Origin of the sequence: Acidaminobacter hydrogenoformans DSM 2784, from assembly GCF_900103005.1 — a bacterium.
GTDB lineage: Bacteria > Bacillota > Clostridia > Peptostreptococcales > Acidaminobacteraceae > Acidaminobacter > Acidaminobacter hydrogenoformans.
The window spans coordinates 69,409-88,709 of sequence record NZ_FMWL01000003.1; the positions used below are offsets into that span (position 1 = coordinate 69,409).

At 47.2% G+C, this 19,301-nt stretch carries 17 protein-coding genes and 1 other annotated feature; of the genes, 2 read left to right on the forward strand and 15 right to left on the reverse strand.

What is annotated here, in order from left to right:
• Positions 1-5 precede the first annotated feature (5 nt).
• From BLP63_RS04080 to alr, 12 genes are all read right to left on the reverse strand, one after another.
• Entirely contained in the window at positions 6-2,645 is a 2,640-nt protein-coding gene (locus tag BLP63_RS04080) for a valine--tRNA ligase (RefSeq protein ID WP_092589830.1), read from the reverse strand.
• Positions 2,646-2,754: 109 nt separating this feature from the next.
• Positions 2,755-3,022: a binding site (T-box leader), on the reverse strand.
• A 78-nt stretch (positions 3,023-3,100) separates the two neighbouring features.
• Entirely contained in the window at positions 3,101-3,454 is a 354-nt protein-coding gene (locus BLP63_RS04085; RefSeq protein WP_092589625.1) for a hypothetical protein, read from the reverse strand.
• A 181-nt stretch (positions 3,455-3,635) separates the two neighbouring features.
• Positions 3,636-4,727 carry a LiaF transmembrane domain-containing protein gene (locus tag BLP63_RS04090; RefSeq protein ID WP_092589626.1) on the reverse strand — a complete coding sequence of 364 codons (1,092 nt, stop codon included), beginning with the start codon at positions 4,725-4,727 and terminating at the stop codon, positions 3,636-3,638.
• Positions 4,727-5,170, reverse strand: a complete 444-nt coding sequence (locus BLP63_RS04095) for a PspC domain-containing protein (RefSeq protein ID WP_092589627.1) — start codon at positions 5,168-5,170, stop codon at positions 4,727-4,729. The genes BLP63_RS04090 and BLP63_RS04095 overlap by 1 nt, the downstream gene beginning before the upstream one ends.
• A gap of 2 nt (positions 5,171-5,172) precedes the next feature.
• The gene (locus BLP63_RS17255) at positions 5,173-5,580 is read right to left on the reverse strand and encodes a PspC domain-containing protein (RefSeq protein WP_092589628.1); all 408 of its coding nucleotides are present in this window, start codon (positions 5,578-5,580) and stop codon (positions 5,173-5,175) included.
• A 323-nt stretch (positions 5,581-5,903) separates the two neighbouring features.
• Entirely contained in the window at positions 5,904-6,800 is an 897-nt protein-coding gene (gene sdaAA / locus BLP63_RS04105; protein WP_092589629.1) for an L-serine ammonia-lyase, iron-sulfur-dependent, subunit alpha, read from the reverse strand.
• A gap of 11 nt (positions 6,801-6,811) precedes the next feature.
• Positions 6,812-7,477, reverse strand: coding sequence for an L-serine ammonia-lyase, iron-sulfur-dependent subunit beta (sdaAB, locus tag BLP63_RS04110; protein ID WP_092589630.1), 666 nt, complete (start codon positions 7,475-7,477; stop codon positions 6,812-6,814).
• 164 nt (positions 7,478-7,641) lie between these two features.
• Positions 7,642-8,718, reverse strand: a complete 1,077-nt coding sequence (locus BLP63_RS04115; RefSeq protein ID WP_092589631.1) for a peptidoglycan-binding domain-containing protein — start codon at positions 8,716-8,718, stop codon at positions 7,642-7,644.
• 78 nt (positions 8,719-8,796) lie between these two features.
• Positions 8,797-9,513 (reverse strand): tRNA threonylcarbamoyladenosine dehydratase, encoded by a 717-nt coding sequence (locus tag BLP63_RS04120; RefSeq protein ID WP_092589632.1) that lies wholly within the window; start codon positions 9,511-9,513, stop codon positions 8,797-8,799.
• Between the two features lie 3 nt (positions 9,514-9,516).
• The gene (gene pepT / locus BLP63_RS04125; RefSeq protein WP_092589633.1) at positions 9,517-10,746 is read right to left on the reverse strand and encodes a peptidase T; all 1,230 of its coding nucleotides are present in this window, start codon (positions 10,744-10,746) and stop codon (positions 9,517-9,519) included.
• A gap of 6 nt (positions 10,747-10,752) precedes the next feature.
• A complete protein-coding gene (locus tag BLP63_RS04130) occupies positions 10,753-11,586 on the reverse strand; it encodes an aminotransferase class IV (RefSeq protein ID WP_170829280.1) in 834 nt (277 codons plus the stop codon).
• A 159-nt stretch (positions 11,587-11,745) separates the two neighbouring features.
• Positions 11,746-12,915 carry an alanine racemase gene (gene alr, locus BLP63_RS04135; RefSeq protein ID WP_092589635.1) on the reverse strand — a complete coding sequence of 390 codons (1,170 nt, stop codon included), beginning with the start codon at positions 12,913-12,915 and terminating at the stop codon, positions 11,746-11,748.
• Between the two features lie 218 nt (positions 12,916-13,133).
• On the opposite strand from alr, the gene BLP63_RS04140 reads away from it, so the two are divergent.
• Positions 13,134-13,688, forward strand: a complete 555-nt coding sequence (locus BLP63_RS04140; RefSeq protein WP_092589636.1) for a cupin domain-containing protein — start codon at positions 13,134-13,136, stop codon at positions 13,686-13,688.
• 107 nt (positions 13,689-13,795) lie between these two features.
• Here the strand turns inward: BLP63_RS04140 and BLP63_RS04145 are convergent, their stop codons facing one another.
• From BLP63_RS04145 to BLP63_RS04155, 3 genes are all read right to left on the reverse strand, one after another.
• Entirely contained in the window at positions 13,796-15,145 is a 1,350-nt protein-coding gene (locus tag BLP63_RS04145; protein WP_092589637.1) for an alanine/glycine:cation symporter family protein, read from the reverse strand.
• A gap of 74 nt (positions 15,146-15,219) precedes the next feature.
• Positions 15,220-16,551 carry an alkaline phosphatase family protein gene (locus tag BLP63_RS04150; RefSeq protein ID WP_092589638.1) on the reverse strand — a complete coding sequence of 444 codons (1,332 nt, stop codon included), beginning with the start codon at positions 16,549-16,551 and terminating at the stop codon, positions 15,220-15,222.
• A 54-nt stretch (positions 16,552-16,605) separates the two neighbouring features.
• Positions 16,606-17,469 (reverse strand): DeoR/GlpR family DNA-binding transcription regulator, encoded by an 864-nt coding sequence (locus BLP63_RS04155; protein ID WP_242870785.1) that lies wholly within the window; start codon positions 17,467-17,469, stop codon positions 16,606-16,608.
• Positions 17,470-17,680: 211 nt separating this feature from the next.
• On the opposite strand from BLP63_RS04155, the gene BLP63_RS04160 reads away from it, so the two are divergent.
• Entirely contained in the window at positions 17,681-18,970 is a 1,290-nt protein-coding gene (locus BLP63_RS04160; protein ID WP_242870786.1) for an MFS transporter, read from the forward strand.
• Positions 18,971-19,301 lie beyond the last annotated feature (331 nt).

Genomic DNA, 19,301 nt, shown 5'->3' on the forward strand with positions numbered 1-19,301 from the left:
CTCTCCTATTTAAGTTTGGATTTGACCTTGTCGAGTCTTTCCTGAGAGGTGGTCAGCATCTCTGCAAGTGTGACGCGCTTGGCGCGCTCCTCTTCAACCAGCTTTGCCGGTGCCTTGGCCACAAAGCCTTCGTTTCCAAGCTTTGAGTCAATGCGGTCAATTTCGCTTGTCAGCTTCTTCACTTCTTTTTCGAGACGCTCGGATTCTTTTTTGTAGTCGATCAGGTCGTCCATAGGCATCAACAGCTCTCCGCCTGGAACGACGACTGAAACTGCGTCTTCAATGGTTTCCCCGACTTCATAAGCGCGAACCTCGGAAGCGGAGGCAAGGCTCTCAAGATAGGTTTTTTGGTTCAGGAATACCGGCATCAGCTCCGGTGTCACCTTGACTATGAGTCTGGCTTTTCTGGAAGGCGCGACTTCCATTTCTGCCCTGGAGTTTCGGATGCTGCGAATGGCGTCCATCAAAATTTCCATGGCGCGCTCTGCCTCTGTGTCAATGTGAGCGACATTCGCTATTGGCCAAGACGCCACAATCAGATCCTCTGTCTTGGATGGCAGATGTTGCCAGATTTCTTCCGTGATAAAAGGAATGAACGGGTGGAGAAGCTTCAAGATATCTCGCAGAACCGTCAGCAGCACCTTTTGGACTGTCGCTTTCGCCTCAGCGTCTTCGCCGTAAAGGCGCTTTTTCGCGGTTTCAATATACCAGTCGCAGTATTCGTTCCAGACGAATTCGTAGATTTTGTTGGCAGCAACGCCAAGCTCGAACTTCTCGAGGTTTTCTGTGGACTCAGACGTCAGCTGGGACAATCTGGAGAGAATCCAGCGGTCCGCCAAGGTCAGGGTCTCAGAGCCGTCGAGAGCGCCCGGGTCGTTTTCAATGCCCATCAGGACAAAGCGGGAAGCATTCCAGAGCTTGTTCGCGAAGTTCCGGCTGGACTCAACGCGATCCGTCTGGAACTTAAGGTCGTTGCCAGGGCTGTTGCCCGTCGCCAGCATAAAGCGCAGCGCGTCCGCGCCATATTGGTCTATGATATCCAGCGGGTCAACGCCATTGCCCAGAGACTTGGACATTTTCTTGCCGTCCGCGGCCCTGACAAGGCCATGGATGAAGACCTTATCAAACGGAATGTCCCCCATAGCATCAAGTCCTGAGAAGACCATGCGGACAACCCAGAAAAAGATGATGTCATAGCCTGTGACAAGGACACTGGTCGGATAGAAGTAATCGAGCTCCGGCGTCTTTTCAGGCCAGCCCAGGGTTGAGAACGGCCAGAGTGCCGAACTGAACCAGGTATCGAGAACATCCTCGTCCTGTCGGAAGCTTATGCCGCCGCAGTCAGAACAAGTATCCGGCATTTCCTTTGAGACGACAACTTTGCCGCAGTGCTCACAGTAATAAGCCGGGATCCGGTGGCCCCACCAGAGCTGTCTGGAGATACACCAGTCGCGGATATTCTCAAGCCAGTGAAGGTAAATTTTCGTAAAGCGCTCAGGCACAAACTCCAGGGTCTTGTCTTTGACCACGTCAATGGCTGGCGCCGCAAGGGGTTCCATACTGACAAACCATTGGTCCGAAAGCATAGGCTCAATAACGGTATGGCAGCGATAACAGGTGCCCACGTTGTGCTGGTGCTCTTTAATTTCGATAAGGTGGCCGCTTGCCTTAAGTTTCTCAACGACAGCTTTTCTGCAGGCGAAACGGTCCATGCCAGCGAACTCGCCGGCGGCTTCGTTCATGGTACCGTCAAAGTTCATGGCTTCGACGGTCTCGAGATTATGACGCTTGCCAATTTCATAGTCGTTAGGATCGTGGGCTGGTGTGACTTTCAGCGCACCGGTGCCGACCTCCCGGTCGACGTAGGCGTCCGCGACTATCGGCAAAGCCCTCCCTACAAGAGGTAAAATGGCGGTCTTCCCAACATATTTGGAATAGCGCGGATCCTCCGGGTGCACCGCAATGCCTGTGTCACCCAGCATGGTTTCCGGACGGGTCGTGGCGATTTCAAGGTAGTCGTCCTCAGAGCCCTCAAGGTAATACTTGATATGATAGAAGGCGCCCTGCTTTTCCTCGTGCTCGACTTCAGCGTCTGACAGCGTGGTCATGCAATCCGGGCACCAGTTGATGAGACGGTTGCCGCGGTAAATCAGACCTTTTTCATACAGGCGGATAAAGACCTCGGTAACAGCGGCGTTGCAGCCCTCGTCCATAGTGAACCGCTCGCGGTCCCAGTCGCAGGAGCTGCCCAGCTTCATCATCTGATTGACGATCTGGCGGCCATAGTCTTCACGCCACGCCCAAGCCCGTTCTAAAAAGCCGTCCCGGCCAATCTCTTCTTTGCCCAGGCCTTCTTCTTTTCTGATCTTCTCAACGACCTTGACTTCTGTGGCAATACTGGCGTGATCCGTTCCAGGCAGCCAAAGCGCTTCAAAGCCCTGCATCCTTCTCCAGCGGATCAGGATGTCCTGAAGGGTCTGGTCCAGGGCATGGCCCATGTGCAGCTGCCCCGTGATGTTTGGCGGCGGCAGAACAATAGTGTATGGCTTCTTGTCCGGATTCACTTCTGCCTTGAATTGTTTCTTTTCCATCCAGCCAGCGTAAATCTTGTCCTCAAAGGCCTTCGGGTCATAGGTCTTACCCATTTCGCCCGCCGCCGGCGCCTCTTGTGTCATTTTTTTGTTTTCCATGTTTGCTTCCACAATAACTCACTCCCGACTCTGCATTTGGAAATAAAAAAAACTCCATCCCCAATCAAGGGACGAAGTTCATTCGCGTTACCACCCCAGTTCCGCTGCTCATCCGGGATACGCGTCTTAAACGACGCACTCCGGGACTCCGCGACGCGGCACCTCACATGACTTGTAACGGCGTCACCCGTCCGGCGCTTGCTTTAGTTTAAGCGTTCGCGCCGGCCGCTCCCCAGCGACCTTCAGCCTCACAATCCGCGAAGTGTCTCTCAGCCATGGACACTCTCTCTTGACGCGTGGAAAAGCCTACTCCTCTGTTTCTCAGCGTTGCTGAGCACATTATACAAGAATTAGTCGCGTTCTGTCAAGGCAGCAGCACGGCTTTGAATTGGTCTTAAGCAGAAATGGTTTCACTTCAAAAGATGCATGCAGCAGCGGCGCTCCAGATACTTGACGAGTTCTCTTGTCATGCCTCTGAAATCGTAATGAAAGATGCTCCACTCTCTCTGATAATTCACATAAACGATCCGTTTAATGCTCATGGAGGGGAGATATGGGTTTCCGTCCACGGAGGAGGAATCCTGATAGATGCAGAGGCGCGTCACGCGTCCCATGCCGCGCTTCATGGTCTCAGGATTAATTCCGGTCTCCACGGGCTCCTCATGCACAATGGCGAACCAGAGCATGCCATCAATCTCACCCTCCAAATAGCCTCTATGTCTATGATCATTAATCACCTTTATGTTGTGCTCATAAGTATCCATATGACTTCCCACCCATCTGTCCGCCATTCAGGCACACTCAATCAGCAGCTTGGGAATACCAGAATATACTACTTGTATTCCCAAATTTCAAGGGTCTACACAGGAAGTGGATTATTATGATCATTCTTAAGAAAAAATCCGGATTGAATTCAACGCCTTCAATCCGGATTTTTACATTCATTTAGAAAAAGTTGACGTCGATCTCTGCCACAGCAGATTTGATGACCAATTCAATTTGCTGCGTGGACTGGTCATACTCCTCTGAATAATAGGTGCCATCCCTCTTTTCAAAGCCATTTCTGGTAAGAGACTGTTCTCCGGCAATGCCCTTGTAATCCACGCTGACACCAACACCTTCAGGGACTTCCAGACGAATGGATGTGGCGCCGCAATTAATTTCGACTCTGGCGCGGTCCAGGAGGTCACCCATCCTGAGCTCTAATTCACCGGCACCCATATTGATAATCAGATTTTCAACAGGGAGTTTGTCCAGAATCATGTCACTTTCCATAGCACCCGCGTCAATTCTAAGATCCCATTTTACTTTTGGGTTGAGATAAAGGTCGTAATCCAGCCGCTCCGGAATCTCGTTGAACCTAAGCCCTTCTTCAGGTTTAAAGCTGTAGGTGATCTCTTCTGCGTCTCTGCGGCTGCCCACTTGATACAGCTTGCCAGGCACCACATAGGACAGCGCACTTTGGTCTGACACGCCTACTTTAAAGCGCCCTGCAGGCAGCGCAATGTCGACAGTGGCTTTCTCAACACCATTCAAATCACTGGCGTCAAAGCTTCCGCTGGTGACACCGCTCACCCAGGCGTCCGAGTTTCTGTCTCCCCGTTCGACAATGGACCAGGGCAAGGTCATGCCAAACAAGTCCAGGTCCCTGTCCTGGGTGCTGACCATACTGCCATAGAGAATGATGGCCGCAACAAACAGCACCCAAGTAATGACGCCAATGTAGGGAAAACGCCTGAAAATAATGTTGATGCCCACCACCACGAAGATTAGAGGCCATAAGTCAAAGACCGCCCTGAAGATGGCAACATTGACATAATCAAATTTTACTAAAAGCCAGACAATCCCAATGGTAATGAAGGTCAGCCCAATGCCAATGCCGTCTGCAATCTGTTTGTGCTTTCTTCTTTTGACGGCCTTATCCCGCTCTTTTATTTCTGCTTCCGTCAATACCGCGCTGTCCCTGGAGTAGGGGTTCTTCTGCGCCTGGGACTCCTGCTGCACGGGTTCCTGCAGTTTCTGCTGCTCGTCCACCATCAGTCACCTCTTCCCTTCATCACAATCAAGCCACCAATGAGGATCAGAACAACCGGCAGGATGAGTGTGAAATCAAACCAAGGCAGGATCTGCCTGAAGAATAAGAGCGCGCCGAGTCCTATGAACGCGAGACCAATAATCAGCCGAGCCCTGTCATTGTTGAATTCAGGTGACCGGTTTCCGCCTACGGAAGCCGGGTCCCCACCCTCATAGCTCTGATATTTCTGGTCTTCATGAACATATTCATAGCCCGCGTCACCCAATGGGCGCTTTGGGATGACTATGGCACAAATGATATAAGCCAGGAGCCCGGTCCCCCCAAAGATGACCATGACAGCCCATAAAATCCTGACGATCACCGGGTCGACGTTGAAGTATTCCGCGACGCCGCTGCACACGCCGGCAATAACGACATCATTGTTTGAACGGTACAATCTTTTCATTATTAAACCTCCCTGGTAACTGCGTCGCTTTGTTCTGCAGTGTTTGCTTCTTTATTTTCAGTTTGTGTTTCTTTTTTTGTTTCACTTACTGTTTCATTTTCCGTTTCACTTTTTGTCGGCATCTCTGGTTTTGCACCGGCAACCGGATCAAAGCTATCCTCTTCGCGTCTGACCGGCCCCGGACCATAATTGTTTCTCCCGTTCTGGTCTGTTCTTCCTTGTTCCATCACAGGCGCTTCAGGAATAATGAGTCCCGCGGCAATGTAAAATATGAATCCCACAAAAGTGAAGCCAATCAGCACCATGCCGAGTCGAATTATGGTTGGGTCTATGTTCGCATATTCACCAATTCCCCCACAGACACCAAACAACATTCGATCTTCCCGCGAGCGATACAATTTTCTTTCCATAGTCAAAAGCCCTCCTTTTCTTTACAGCATGATCATACCATATGCTATCTTGTTTTACAAGGTACTCAGTTAAACACTATAGATTAAAAGATGATTAAGGACTTAAGGATTTTTTAACAATGTATTTTGGTGGGGGACAGGGACATACCGCACTGTCAGGGCGGGACTGGGCCCAACCGAATTTTGGTTGGGCCCAGTCCCCAACCAACACCCCGCCCGTCCAGCGACAACACAAAAAGACAGGCAGCACTTCAACATTGAAAGTGCCCCCTGTCTTCTATCCTCAACGCCCTGTTACCAATAGTCAATCCTTCAAAAACACACTATCCGCGCTTGCTGTCCACACCAAAAATCCGCTCCGCGATCCGAATCCCAGTCGGTGTCGCAGCAAGACCGCCCATGGCTGTCTCACGCAGTGTCGGCGACATCACTTTGCCCACCCGGTACATAGCGTCCACGACTTCATCAAAAGGAATCGCCGTCTCCAGACCCGCCAGGGCCATATCCGCTGACAGGATCGCATTCGCCGTTCCCAGAGCGTTGCGCTTGGCGCAGGGACATTCGACAAGACCAGCAATAGGGTCACACACGAGGCCCAGGATATTTTTTATGGTGAAGGACGCCGCGCTCAGCGCTGCCGCCGGGCTGCCCCCCATCATTTCAACAATACCTGCCGACGCCATGGCAGACGCCGTCCCGGTCTCTGCCTGACAGCCGCCCTCTGCACCCGCTACGGTAGCATTTCTGGAAAACAGGAAGCCTACCGCCGCCGCCGTCAACAAGGCCTGCACCAGCTCTTCGTCCGTTTTGCCCTGCCTGAGACCCGTGGACACCAGCGCCCCGGGCACAATCCCGCAGGAGCCCGCCGTTGGCGACGCCACAATCCGGCCCATGGACGCGTTGACCTCCATGACCGACATGGCGTTGGTCATGGCCTGAAACATATCCCTTCCGGATAGAGGCTCGTGGGTACTGGCATACTGTGATAGCTTGTACGCCTCCCCGCCAATCAGGCCGCTGACCGACTTGACACCCTCGTGAAGCCCCGCCTGAATTGCCGTCTTCATAACCTCCAGGCTGTCCCGCATCTGACCCAAGACTTCCGCCTCAGTCCTGCGGGACATTTCCACTTCCCGGGCCAGCATCACCTGGGCAATGGTCATATTTTTCTCTCCGCATATCTCTATCAGCTCTTCACCCGTTGTAAACCTATAAGTCATACGTCACCTCATCATATTAGATAGACATCGACAATGCCAGGGAACGAGCGGATCGCCCGCACTGCGTCTTCACAGACGACATCCGAAACCTCAACCACCATGACGCCCTCGTCGTCTCGATTCTTCTTCTTGTGAAAGCTCATATATAGAATATCCAAATTGCACGCCATCAGGATGTTGGTCATGCCTGAAATAATGCCCTTGCTCGTGTTGTGCCGGATGATGATGGTTGGGTGCTCGCCGCTGATCGTGAGGTCAATCCCGTTAAGGTGCTCTATACTGATATTTCCTCCGCCGATGGACGACCCAATCAACACCACTTCCGAACCATCTGCCCGTGTGACGACAATCTTGACGGAGTTGGGGTGCATCAAATCTCCAAGATCCTTCTCTTCAAAGCTGTACGTCACACCCCGCTGTGCCGCGATTTCAAAAGCTTCCCTTAGCCGGTCGTCACTCTCCCCAAAGCCGAGGACACCCGCGAGCAGCGCCTTATCCGTTCCGTGGCCCCGGTAGGTCTTCGCGAAAGAGCCGTGCAGATAGAACGCAACGTTTTTAATGTCATCTCCCGCAAATTTGTGAGCCATTTTACCTATCCTGGCCGCGCCGGCGGTATGGGAGCTCGAAGGCCCAATCATTACCGGACCGAGAATATCAAACATACTATAATCTACCAAGCTGCCACCTCCTTTTTTAATGATAATACACAAATTTCACAAAAAAGAAAAGATGGGCGTGTGCCCATCTCAAAATTTTATAAAAAATTTACGTTTATCCAACATTATTTATATTGTATGCACAACATGCATACAACCAAACACCACTTTTATTCAATTTCAAGCTATAGTCCCGCTGCCACACGCACCATTTGTTGGTGCTTCGGATCTTTGGTTCTTGTGCTGTGCAGCTTGCTGTCCCTGAAATGCAGGCAGAAGTGCCCTGAGACGCCATTGTTCTTGACCATGTCAAAGTTATAGCCATACCCATAGCCCGCTGAGCGGTCAGAGACATATTTGCCTTCCGGTTGATTCTCAAGGCCGGCATGAGGCATGCCATTCATGGATGCAGCAATAATACGGCTATTGAAGTGAACGAGAATTGCCCTGCGGGACCAGTTGTAAGATCCGCCCCAAAGCTTCTTGATAATCTCAGCGTCTTCCTTCGTCAGTGGCTCAACGTCAGCGTGAACGCCGCCGTAAGTGACCTTCATTTTAAACAGTGTTCCCGTTTCAAAATCTTCCAAAGTCAATACCGTGGAGCCGCGCTTCAGCTGTCCCTGAATGTCATTCCAGGTGATGTATTCACCAATGCGTCGCTCGCCGACACCCCGGGAAATGACTGTTGGACCGGAAGCAGAAAGTGCCGTGCTGTCAGTTGTGGTTAGCAATATGTAACCCAGCTCAGCCATTTTTGCCAGCACCGCTTCGTCCGCAGTGCCATTGATCTCCATTTTGAATTTCTCCTGAAAGGTCTTGACGGCCTCTTCAGTCATTGCACCATAAAAGTCAGTAGGCTTATCAATGTCCAAATAACCCATTTGCATCAGTGATGCCTGGATCCAGTAGACACTTTTCGAAGTCGCGCCAAACTTGTAAACGTCCCGCTTGACCTCTGGAATTCTGTTCTGCGCCTGCAGCTGAGCCAGTGTCGCCGCGCCAGCGACGCCATCCGCGGTCAGTCCAACGCTCTGCTGAAACGCCTTTACAGCTTGCTGGGTGACCGGTCCATAATTCAGCGTGTAGACACTATCCTTATAAAAGCCCGCATCGCTAAGTGCGCGCTGCAGCCAGTAAACGTCCTTGCTTACTGTCCCTATTTTGTAGGCGGGCTGTTTGAAGTGCTCCGCCACGTCTGCAAAGCCGCCGCCAAGCGCCAATGTGCCGCCAATCAGCAGCCATGCCATTACCTTTTTGATCATAAAAAACCTCCATCGGCAAATTTATTATGTCAACTATACTATCCAATGGCAGATTAATCAAGGCTTTTGGCCTTTTTGTTACTTTTTAATCAGGCTGCGAATGACGTAGGAGGCCATGAAAAAACCGGATACCGGGGGCACAAAGGCGGTACTCCCCGGTGTAACCTTTCTGGCATTTGTTGGATTCGGATCCAATTTGAGGGGCTCCACCGGTGGCTCCGTGGAATACACCACCATGAGCTTCTTCACGCCGCGGGCCTTCAGCTCTTTGCGCATGACCTTGGCCAGCGGACAGACGGAGGTCTTAGAGATGTCCGCCATGACCAGCTTTGTGGGATCAAGCTTGTTGCCTGTGCCCATGGAACTGACCACCGGGATGCCGCGCTCCTGACAGGACACGATCAGGTGCAGTTTGGATGTGACCATGTCTATGGCGTCTATGACGAAATCAAAACCATCGGCAAAAATCCCTTCAGAAGTGTCTGCGTCATAACGCTGCCGGACTGTAACCACCTCAATGTCCGGATTGATCAGGGCGATCCGGTCCTTCATCACCTCCACCTTGTATTGGCCGATGGTCGTTTCAAGCGCATGCAGCTGCCGGTTCACATTCGTCAGGGCGATCCGGTCAAAGTCGACCAGCGTCAACCGACCCACCCCTGACCTGGCCAGGGCTTCAGCCGCATAGGAGCCCACGCCGCCTATGCCAAAGATGGCCACATGGGCATGCTTCAGAACGTCCAGCGCTTCAGGACCTATAACCATTTCCGTACGCGTCAACCGATCAAGGCTCATAATTCATACCGCCTTTTCCGCGAAGCGGCGTACCGTTTCGACTATAACTTCTACAGCCTTATCCATGGAGGCCATAGGAATGTACTCAAACCGGCCGTGATAATTATGGCCGCCGGTAAAGATGTTTGGGGTTGGGAGGCCCATGTAGGAGAGGCGCGAGCCGTCTGTCCCACCGCGGATCGCTTTGATGAGCGGTTTAACCCCAACGGCTTCCATGGCGCCCTTAACCGCTTCCACGATCTCCATAACCGGCACTATCTTTTCTTTCATGTTGAAGTAAGAATCTGTAAGGCTCAGCTCTACGGTGCCAGAACCATACCTTTGGTTCATATAGGCTGCTGCATCGGTCATCAGGGCTTTTCGCGCCTCAAACTTTGCCATATCGTGGTCCCGGATGATGTAATGGAGCTCGGTGTGCTCCACATCCCCTTTCATTTCGTTGAGGTGAAAGAAGCCCTCGTAGCCCTCGGTGTGCTCCGGCCGCTCAGCAGCCGGGAGCAAGGTGTTGAAAGCCATGGACAGGAGCAGTGAATTGACCATTTTATCTTTGGCGTTGCCCGGGTGGATATTGCGGCCATTAAATTTTACTGTCGCTGAAGCTGCATTGAAGTTTTCGTATTCCAGCTCGCCAAGCTCTCCGCCGTCTAAAGTATAGGCGAAATCCGCCGCGAATTTCTCAACGTCAAAGTGATCCGCGCCCCGTCCAACTTCCTCATCCGGTGTGAAGCCAATCTTCAGGTCGCCCCTCGGAATCTCCGGGTGGGCCATGAGATATTCGACCGCAGTGAGAATTTCCGCGATGCCTGCTTTGTCATCTGCGCCCAGAAGGGTCGTGCCGTCTGTGGTGATGAGATCCTGGCCTATATATTTCAGAAGTTCTGGAAAATCCGCCGGGGACATGACAATGCCTTGATCCGGATTCAGAAGAAGATCCCCGCCATCATAATTTTTGACGATCTGCGGGTTGACGCCTGCCGCTGTGAAGTCCGGACTGGTGTCCATATGAGCTATTAAGCCTATAACCGGCGCAGCCTTGATGTTGCCTGGAAGTTCGGCCATGAGGTACCCATTGTCATCCAAGCTCACCGAATCGAGGCCCATGGCCTTCATCTCTTCAAACAGGATCTTGGCCAGATCAAACTGCTTGCGTGTGGAGGGCGTTGTATTGGAATGTTGGTCAGAAGCCGTATCTATTTTGACGTATCTCAGAAATCTTTCATGTACAGGATTCAAGCTGCTTCACTCCCAGTCAATTTTTTCAAGTGAGGTTTTGACGATTTTGTCGTAGCCTTCCTGAAGGCTTTTTAGGAGCGGGTTGCTGGACGAGGCAATGATGACTTCGTCAATACGCGCCACAGGCAGCAGTCCAATAGAAGTTCCCGTGATAAAGCAGGCGTCATAATTCTGAAGTTCATCTGCCTTAATCTCAGCCTCTTCAAAGTCAACTTTCAGGTCTTGAATAACCAGCAACAGCTTCTGACGGGTAATTCCGAGCAGCACATGGCTGGATTTTGGCGTCAGCAGTCGGTCACCTTTAACAAAAAACACGTTGGAGCGGCTGCCCTCCGTAACGCGGCCTTCACTGTCCACCAAGAGGCCCTCGAAGATCTCCGAGGTTTCCCGCATACGGTCCACCTTGGCGCTGAGTTCAGCGTTGATGACTTTCGCATTGGGATTTTCCCTCTCAACTTGCATCAAAACCGTCTTGACGCCATTTTCGTAATAAGACTCCGGTGGGTAGAAGCTCTTCACCGGAAAGACCACATAGCTGAAAGCACCGCTTTCGAGATAGCCCGCCACGATCTTAAGGTTATTGTCTTTAATGTCGCAGTGGGCGACGACCTGCTTCATGTCTTCCGCCACGGCCGTTTCTATGCCTTCTGCCGGCATTCCCAGACTGAGGCCCGACTGCTTCAGCCGCTCCAGATGTTCTTCCATAAAGAGCGGTTTTCCCTCCATGATCCGGATCACTTCATAAATAGTCTTTCCCTGAAACGGCCATTCTTCAAGATCATACGCGTAGTAGACCTGTCCATCCGCCGCCACAAAGCTCAGATTAGCGTTTATTTCCAAAAGGCTCACCCCAAGATTCATAAGTATTTTCAAGACATAAATGTCTACAACATTTTACCATAAATCCAGGGAAAGTTAACACTTACTGACGGGATAGAATACTTGACTGCGATCTTAAGTTCCGTTGAGTTTTCTTAAATCACCACTAAACTATCCATCCTACAACACCTGAAGGTAGTCCTTAACATCTACAACTTTTCCATTCATTATGTATACCCTTGGAATTCTTTTGTCAATTCTGCAAATAATTTCATGCGTATTGGTACCAAGCCAATCCGCCATATCTTCAATCCATATTTTATTAGTTTCATCACCGCCAAATACAGTCACTGATTCACCTACCCCTACATCCAAGCCAGTTACATTAACCATACACTGATCCATGCAAATTCTTCCAACAACCGGAACCCTTTGATTACGAATCAAAACACTTGCTTTACCGCTAAGCATTCTTGAAAACCCATCCGCATAGCCAATAGGTAAAGTCGCAATCCTTTCATCCCCTCTGGTAAAATATTGATGGCCATAGCTGATTCCATAGCCCGGCGGCAAGTCTTTTATATGGGCTATTCTGGTTTTTAGCGTCATCACTTCTTTTAATCTTATAGATGAGTGCGACACTTTACCTGAAGGATATAACCCATAGAGCATAATTCCCGGCCTCACCATATCCATACAATATTCAGGAAGATCAATAATACCAGCACTGTTAGACACATGACAGATCGGAATGACGATTCCATTATTTACAAGTTTTTTAATCATATATATAAAAGATTCAATTTGCTTCATTGTAGATGTTTTGTCAAGCTCGTCAGCTACTGCGAAATGCGTAAAAATGCCTTCAATTTCCAAACCAGGCATCTCACTTATCTTAAGAATATCAGAAATAGTTTGCTCACCTGGCATCATCCCAATACGCCCCATACCTGTTTCAAGTTTCAAATGCACTTTAATACGTTTGCCTAATGCAACAGCTTTTTCATTATACTGTTTGGCCGTTTCCAAATCATACAAGGTTTGAGTTAAATTATACTTAACGAGAATATCCGCTTGATCTGATGGTGTAAAACCCAAAATCATAATATCAGTGTCCGGAAACACCTTTCTAAGCTGCATTGCCTCAGTCAATATAGCCACAGCAAGCCGATCTGCGCCATTATCAAGCAAAGTCTTCGCGACACTGACTGCACCATGACCATAAGCATCTGATTTGACAACAGCCAGTATCTTGGACTCTGGTTTAATGTGATGCCTTACCTCACGAATATTATGCGCCAGATGATCAAGATTTATTTCAGCCCATGTAGGTCTCATAATCTTATCCATTTCAACATCCTCCAAAAGAATACTGAATTTTTCTAAATCCACGTGAATTCAAGTGTGTAGATTGTCTCGTTCTGCTTGATTTAAAGAATGGACTTGTGTTTATTCAATTTTCAAGGTACAATTTTATTAAATTCAATTAACTATATTTTAATGAAGTTTAACTATGTTGTCAAATGAAATTTAACTTAATTAAATATAATTTAATTTGGAGGGTGTTTATGACCGACGTAAATATAGGCAAAAAAATTCAAGAATATAGAAAATCAAAGAATCTCAGCATCAAAGACCTGGCGACACTATCAGGTGTGACCTCCTCACTGCTGAGTCAATTGGAAAGAAATTTAGCCAATCCATCTATAAACACATTAAAAACAATCGCAAAAGTACTCGATGCGCCATTATTTAGTTTCTTCATGGACTCAGGCGAGACCAATTCATTAATAGTAAGAGCTGGCAATCGAAAAAAGCTGATTTTCCCTTCCAACGAAAATTTCACCTACGAACTGCTAACATCAGATACAAGTGGCGCTATCGAGTTCCTTTTAATGTCTCTCGCACCGCATACACAATCCTCTGAAAGCTTAATTGGACATGAAGGCGAAGAGGTTGCCTACGTCACTAAAGGGGTGGTTCGACTCTATTTGGAAAGCGAAATTGTAACATTGTTTCAAGGGGATAGTATTAGGATTCCACCGTTTAATAAACACAAATGGGAAAACGAATCCCCAGAAACCTCAGAAGTCATTTTCGCAGTTACACCACCTTCTTTCTAACCAGCTGATCCAAACAAAGCAAAAAAGAGCGGCCTCTCGGTCGCTCTTTTTGACTTTGTCCAATAATGGGTAATCCTGTTATTTATACTATTCAAATTTACTATGCTCTAAGCCGCCTTTTTAAAAAAATCATTTGAGAGGCGTCGAACTTCTGGCGACAAGATAGTCAGGGCTATCAGATTGGGAATAATCAAAAGCCCAAGCGCGCAGTCCTGAATCAACCATACTAATTTGATACTGCTGACGCTTCCTATCGCGATAGCGACAGGAAATAGAAATCTATAAATCCAGGCGGCATCTTCGTTTGCCAAGTACAACAAACTAACATGCCCAAAATACCACTGACTCATTAACGAAGTCCCAGCGAACAATATCAAACTCACGGATACAATAAAACTCATCCAGGGCGCGAATGTACCAAATGCAGTCGCAGTCAACAAAGAAGGGTTGACTACAGTATTGTGAACTCCAGTAAGAAGTATGACAAAACCAGTGATTGAACAAATTACCATAGTGTCAATAAATACATCAACTATGCCGTAAACCGCTTGCCGCGAAGGATGATCCACGGTAACCGACGCATGGATCACCGCAGCAGAACCCTCGCCGGCTTCATTGGAATACAACCCCCTGGAAACCCCATAGCGCATGGCTTCTTTCAAAGAAAATCCCGCGACACCTCCAATGCCAGCTTTAATCGAAAAGGCACCCTCAATTATCGATATAAAAACATCTGGAATTTTCGCAGCATTCATAATAATAACAATCATACCGCCAGATACGTACAATAAAGCCATAAAAGGGACAATTCTTGCAGCTACCTTAGCAAGTCGCTTTAGGCCCCCTGCTGCAATAATGCTCATAATCAATGCCAGCATAATTCCAGTCATCCACTCAGATACCCAAAATTTATCTTGCATGACATTAGCTATCGTATTGGATTGAATTAATGTGCCTCCAAGATTCTGAGCAAATAGCAGCACAGCAGCCACAACGCCTAACCAACGACAAGACAATCCTTTTTCTATGTAATACATTGGGCCGCCCATCACTCTACCAAGACTATCTTTTTTCTGATAGTGCAACCCAAGAACGATTTCACCGTATTTCGTGGCCATGCCAACTATAGCAGCGAGCCACATCCAAAATAAAGCCCCAGGACCGCCTGATAAAATTGCAGTGGATACACCAACAATATTTCCACTGCCCACTATGCTTCCAACCGATGTGCAGAGCGCCTGAAATGAGGTGATCGTCACTGAAGTCGATTTCTTTTTCTCTTTCCGCTGCAGAATAGGTTGGAGGAATACTTCGCGCACAATGAAAGGAATTTGCCTGAATTGTACAAAGCCAGTCATTACAGTATATAAACATCCAACACCTATTAATGCAGCCAACAGCCAGTCTCCCCATAAAAATTCAGCGAATTTTCCGAACAGATTCTCAATTCGTTCCATAATACACCCCAATTTCACCAAGTCAAGCTTTGAGAAGTTCAGTAATGTCTAAACTTTTAAGTTAAGTTCAACCGTTAATCCTCTGTCCAAAATCTTTTACAAAGGTTTTCACCTTGTGCAGTCGGCATAGGAATTTCCATCACAGCTGCCAAAGTCGGTGCCACATCTACCAGGTTACAACTGCCTAAATCCTTACCTTTTGGAATATCAGGGCCTATCATGCAAAATGAAGCTCTCATTTCATCGAACTCTTCACTATAGCCATGCTGAGCCTTTTGAACCAACTCGGTTGTCATGTAGTCACCACAAACATCATCCCTGATTTCGTAACCTTTCTGGGCCACAAGAACATAAGCTGCTTTCGAAAATCCTTTGCGGGTTAATCTAGCTTGATCACCCGTCAGCACTTCCAGAATTCCATTATCATGTTCTGTTCTCAACTGCTCCATTAATAGCTTAAGCTTTTCACTGGATTCAAGATCCCCTTCGTCTTTCAATCTTATTTCACATGTGCCACCAGCTCTTTGAGACCAAGCGCGCCATGAAGACACTTGATTTTGACTGTTCACACTGATGAGTCCAGCTTCTTTCAGCTTTACGTTTGGCCGTATACAGTGATGATTATCCAGACTTCCATGATCCGAAACCAGACAGATTAGCAATTCCCGATCAGATATTTCATAGGCTGTTTTTATAAGGTCTCCCACCATTTGATCGATCTGTTCTAATGCACTTAACGCTTCGGCACTATACACACCATTTACATGTGCCGTTTCATCATAAGAAGCAAAATAGGTTGTCATAAAGAAAGGCACCTCAGTTTCACGAGCTTTTATTTTGTTTCTCAGCAGCCAAACAGCAGCCTCTTTTCTTCTACAGTCTCCATCTATCGTCAAATCCAGGCCACCCGGAAATCTCCCTATCTCTTTTTCCATTTCTGAAGCAAGCCCCTGCGGCACAGAAACTGCGTCTATAAATTTGGTGTCCAGTCCTGAGCCATCCCACCAAAACTCAGGCACTATATAGTCTCCTTGAGCTCCGACAGAAGTTGGAAACGCAACACTTGCCGAACAATAACCATGTTCCTTTGCAAGTTTCCAGAGTGTTGGAACATGATCACTTACAAACCAATGCCATGCACCTTTATGACTACCATCAGGATCAAACATTATATTGTTGTAAATGCCATGGGTATCCGGATAAGTTCCAGTGATGATTGTTTGATGACAAGTGTAGGTGAAACTTGGAAATACACTCTTAACACCTTTGGAGGCATACACACCATTATTGGTAAAAAATTCAGAGATATTAGGTAAGCACACACCATATTTTTTAGGATCCGTAATAAACTCAGGCTTAAGCGCATCCACAGAGATTAGAAGTACATTCATTTTCTGACGATTCAATTGTTGCTCCCCCCGCTTCATATAAATTTGAATCTGTTTTTCTACACCGACCTATCATTGTTTTATACTTTCATCATCCTGTTTGAGTTTACAAACAACTGGAACATTAGCTGTTTCAAACATTTTAATTTGTTTATCCGTCACTGAAGAGTCTGTAATAATCATATTTATTTTCTCCAAACCACACATTTTATACAACGAATTTACCCCTAACTTTGAACTGTCCGTAATGATTATGGTTTTATCTGAAGCTTCCATCATCTTGATCTGCACAATAATTTCGTCAGGTCGCTGGTAAGTAATGCCAGACTCAACGGAAACGCCGCAGGTTGTTAGAAAAAAAGTGTTGATATTTAATTTTGAAAAAATTAACGTAGCCATATCCGTCGTCATTGAATATTCTTCTGGCCTTAACACCCCTCCGGTCAGTATGACCGTAAAGCCCTTAGCATCTGCAAGAACATTGGCAATATGAAGTGAATTTGTAACAACGGTCAATCGATTGAATTTCGTTTTAATAATTTCTGCAAGTTTCCTCGAGGTTGTACCTGAGTCCAATGCCAACGACTGTCCTTCGGTTATATATTGTGCCGCAATCTCTGCAATCTCTGCTTTTTCAGAAATCTTCTGTCGTTCTCTTTTTTGAAATTCAAGATATCCGTTTTTAGATTCGTCAAAGTCACTTTGATCGACAGCAACTGCGCCGCCATGAGTTCTTTTAAGCGAACCCACAGATTCCAAATATTCAAGGTCCCTTCGTATGGTTTCCGACGACACACCGATTTCTACCTTAAGCGATGAGGCTTTTACGGCACCTTCCTTTTCGAGGATCGAAAGTATCTGTTCATATCTTTTTTCAGGTAACCACATCATTTCAACACCCTCAATTCCATATTGTAAGTTAGAATCTCTTCCCACACATAATACCACATCGCAACAACAAAACACAACAATATGCACAAATTTATCATTGTAATTCTCGTTTGATTGAGCAAAATCTTATAATTTTAAATCATTTCACAACAAAACACATTTTTTATCACATTTTTACTTGATTTCACACAAATTCAGTAATATAATAACCTCATTCCACACAAGATCACACACGCCAATTTAAGGAGGAGTCATTTTGGAAAGTGCTATGAAGAACAAAGATTTGAACACAACGAGGAAATGGGCATCTTTAGCATCACTGATTTTTGGAGCGGGTACAATCTACAAGTTAGGATTTCTTAAGGATGCATTTTACGTGCCCATGCAACAGTTCATGAATCTGTCCCACACCCAAATCGGATTAGCAATGAGTGTCGCTGGCTTTATCTCCACTTTTGGTTTCTTGGCATCCATTTATTTATCTGATCGTTTCTCAAAGAAAATTATGATTCCAATTTCTTTAATCGGTACCGGCGCCGTTGGATTATTACTCTCGACTTTACCTTCTTTCACGTATTTTCTAATCGCTTATTGTCTACTCGCCATTTTCGCCGATATGCTATTTTGGCCAATCATGCTTAAAACGGTCCGCTTACTCGGCAACAAAAGCGAACAAGGCAGAATGTTTGGCCTCCTGGAAGCAGGTCGGGGACTGGTTGACACCGTTGTCGCCTTTGGTGCTCTCGGCATTTTCGGATATCTCGGCAGCAACGCAAATGGTTTAAAAGGCGCAATTCTCTTTTTTTCTGCAGTACCAATAATTATAGGTGTTGTTTCTTATTTCCTGTTAGATCACGATAAAGTAAGCGAAGTCAATTCCAAGGGTGAACGAGTTGGTAAGAATAAAGTCGCTTTTGAAGGCATGACAAGAGCTGTAAAAAATAAATACATATGGTTTGTCGCTTTCAATGTCTTCTTTGTATACAGTGCTTACTGTGGCATTACTTATTTCACACCATTTCTTGAGGAGATCTACGGTCTCCCTCTAGTACTTCTTGGCGCCTATGGCATCATTAAGCAATATGGTCTCAAAATGCTTGGCGGGCCTGTTGGTGGATATCTAACGGATAAAGTTCTTAAATCAGCGACAAAATTTCTCAAAATCGCTTTTCTTCTCACAGCAATTGTTATGCTGATCTATATGAATCTTCCTCACGAATCCTTGAATCTTTACTTTGGCATGTTCTTGACATTAGTCGTAGGTGCCTTTATTTTCAGCATGCGTGCAGTTTTCTTTGCACCAATGGAAGAAATCAAAGTGCCGCGTGAAATTACAGGTTCCGCTATGTCTTTAGGCTCCTTAATCGGTTACCTGCCTGGTGCTTTTCTCTATACGGTCTATGGTAATATACTCGACACTCATCCAGGTATGGCGGGTTATAAAATCATCTTTTCTATGATGACAGGTTTTGCGATTCTCGGCTTCCTTCTTTCAAGTTACCTTTTGAAGAGCATAAGAAATATGGACAGCGATCAAGCAGCTTGATTTGAAATTCGCAAAAGTCGGCAGCTTAAAAAACACCCCCCTTTTTTCTGAAGTATATACTATCATTCAAAAAAAATAAAACAGCGGGAAACAGCGAATCGAACCCTTTCATCGCTGCTTCTCGCTGTTTTTTCAATTCCTTGCGCCCTATACAAACAAAAGTGATCCCACACCTCCGAGAGCAAGCTCTCTGTCGCGCGTTGCGTAATTTACACCTCACGCTACCAGACGTGCACCTCGCTCCGCTGCGCTGCGCTTCGGTCACGGGCTGCGCCCTATATAAATTTAAGAACACTCACACCTCCGAGAGCAAGCTCTCTTCAACGTGTTG